Here is a 2915-nt window from a genome sequence, read left to right as displayed (position 1 = left end):
GGCGGAGGTCCTGGCGGCGAAGGCGTACTCGGCTTTGTTGCTGGATGAGTTGACGGCGGATATGGATCTGTCGGCGTTCGTTCTGTTCTCCTCGGCGGCCGGTGTGCTGGGCGGAGCGGGGCAGGGCAACTACGCGGCGGCGAACTCGGCCCTCGACGCGCTGGCGGTACGGCGGCGGGCTGCTGGTCTGCCGGGGTTGTCGCTGGCGTGGGGGCTGTGGGAGCAGGAGTCGTCGAGTGAGATGACGGCGGCTCTGGGCGCCGGGGACCGGCAGCGGATCGCGCGGACCGGCATGATCCCGCTGGCCCCTGCCGAGGGCTTGGAGCTGTTCGACGCGGCGTTGGCAGTGGGTGAGCGGGCGGTGCTGGTGCCGGCCCGTTGGAACATGGCGGTGCTCCGGGCACGCGCCGCGGAAGGCGAGTTGGCCCCGGTACTGCACGGCCTGGTGCCTGCCTCCGTACACCGTGCCGCGCAGCCGGACACTTCGGTGGTGACCACTGCGGGTGGGGCAGGTTTGCGGGAGCGGCTGAGTGGTCTTGGCGAGAGCGAGGTACGTGGTGTGCTGACGGATCTGGTCCGTTCGCATGCAGCGACCGTCCTCGGCCACACCACCCCCGATGCCCTACCTCTGGATGGCGGTTTCCTGGACAACGGATTCGACTCGCTCACCGCCGTGGACCTTCGTAACCGGCTCAACACCGCTACCGGACTCCGGCTCCCGCCCACCCTCGTATTCGACTACCCCACACCCAACTCCCTTGCCCAGCACATCGGTGAGGAAATCCTGAGTCAGGATGGCGAAGGGGAAACGGAATGGAATTCCTCCGTGCTCGATGTGCTCGACGCGCTGGAGAAGCAACTCTCCTCGGGCGCGCTCGACAGTTCACTGTTCTCCGATGTCGCGAGTCGACTGAATGGTCTCGTCACCCTGGTCCGCAGCAAGGCGGATGAGGGCGGGGACGACCAGGACATCGAATTCGCCACGGACGAAGAACTGTTCTCGATGCTCGACGATCCCTTCGACCAATAGAATCGGACGAGTTCGCGCGAACTCCCCTTACCCCCAACTTCTTTGGCGTATCTACCCGGATCTACCCGGACAAGGAATTCTTGATCATGGCTACTGCGGACGAACTGCGGGAATACCTCAAGCGTGCGGTCACTGATGCCCGTCAGGCCCGTCGACAGCTGCGTGAGATGGAAGAGAAGGCGCGCGAGCCGATAGCGATCATTGGTATGGCGTGCCACCTGCCCGGCGGTGTGGACAGTCCGGCACAGTTGTGGGATCTGGTCTCCTCGGGTGGGGATGTCATCAGCGAGTTTCCGGCCGATCGCGGCTGGGACCTGGATGCGGTGTATGACCCGGACCCGGAGAGCAGCGGCACGAGTTACAGCCGGCACGGCGGTTTCTTGACGGATGTGGCCGGTTTTGACGCGGCGTTCTTCGGTATCTCGCCGCGTGAGGCGCTTGCGATGAGCCCGCAGCAGCGGCTGCTTCTGGAGACCTGTTGGGAGGCGCTGGAGAGCGCCGGGATCGATCCGGCCACACTGCGCGGCAGCCGTACCGGAGTCTTCGCCGGGGTCATGCAAAATGACTACCTGACGTATCTCCAGCCTGCCCCCGAGGAACTCGCCGGTTACGTCGGAAACGGCAACGTGTCCAGTGTGACCTCCGGCCGGGTGGCGTACACGCTGGGCCTGGAGGGCCCGGCGATGACGGTGGACACGGCGTGCTCGTCGTCCTTGGTCGCCCTGCACCAGGCGATCCAGGCGATCAGGGCCGGGGAGTGCGACCAGGCGCTCGCCGGCGGTATCACCATCAATTCCACACCCGAGATCTTCATCGAGTTCTCGCGGCAGCGGGGGCTGGCTGTGGACGGCCGTTGCAAGGCGTTCTCGGCCGACGCGGACGGTACGGGGATGGCCGAGGGCGTCAGCGTGCTGCTGGTGGAGCCGCTGTCGCTGGCGCAGGAGCGTGGCCATGAGGTACTGGCAGTCGTGCGGGGTAGCGCGATCAACCAGGACGGGGCCAGCAGCAAGCTGACGGCCCCGAATGGTCCCTCCCAACAGCGAGTGATCCGACAGGCGTTGAGTGCCGCCGGTCTGTCTGCCGCCGAGGTGGACGTGGTGGAGGCGCACGGTACGGGGACCCGGCTGGGTGATCCGATCGAGGCGCAGGCGCTGCTGGCGACGTACGGCAAGGAGCACACCACTGACCGGCCGCTGTGGCTGGGCTCGGTGAAGTCGAACATCGGTCACACACAGGCCGCCGCGGGTGTGACGGGTGTGATCAAGATGGTGGAGGCGATACGGCACGGCATCCTTCCCGCCACCCTCCACGCGCAGGAGCGCACGGATCAGGTCGACTGGTCCAGTGGTGAGGTGGAGTTGCTGACCCAGGCCCGGGAGTGGCCGGTGAACGGTCACCCCCGCAGGGCAGGCGTGTCGTCTTTCGGTATCAGTGGCACGAACGCCCACGTGATTCTTGAGCAGGCTCCCGAGCCCGATGCTGAGCAGGCCGACGAATCTGCCTCTGTGTCAAGGGTGTTGGGCCCTGTCTCGTGGGTGGTGTCGGGGAAGTCCGCGGCCGCGTTGCGGGATCAAGCTCACAGGCTGGGCACCTGGGTGGAGTCCGACGTCGAGCTGGCCCCGATGGACGTTGCGTACTCCCTTCTCACGGGGCGTTCGGTGTTCGAGCACCGAGCTGTGGTTGTTGGTGATAACCGTGCGGAGTTGGTGGCAGGTTGCGCGGCGGTGGCAGCGGGTGTGGACGCGCCGGGTGCCGTACGGGGGATCGCGGGGGTCGAAGTACCGGTTACCGCTGTGCTGTTCTCGGGTCAGGGTGCGCAGCGGCTCGGTATGGGTCGGGAGTTGTGTGAGGCGTTTCCGGTGTTCGCGGGGGCGTGGGATGCGGT

The 2915-nt window shown here is 66.4% G+C and carries 2 protein-coding genes; both read left to right on the top strand.

What is annotated here, in order from left to right; all coding sequences use genetic code 11:
* Positions 1-1030, top strand: a 1030-nt coding sequence (locus ACIP8W_RS31825) for a beta-ketoacyl reductase (protein ID WP_402205887.1), incomplete at its 5' end; no start/stop codon positions are given.
* 86 nt (positions 1031-1116) lie between these two features.
* On the top strand, positions 1117-2915 hold a 1799-nt coding region (locus tag ACIP8W_RS31820), incomplete at its 3' end, for a type I polyketide synthase (protein WP_402205885.1).

The sequence above is a fragment of the Streptomyces sp. NPDC088554 genome (genome assembly GCF_044752945.1).
GTDB lineage: Bacteria > Actinomycetota > Actinomycetes > Streptomycetales > Streptomycetaceae > Streptomyces.
The sequence above is the reverse complement of the archived record's forward strand: the minus strand, read 5'-3'. Positions and strand labels throughout refer to the sequence as shown.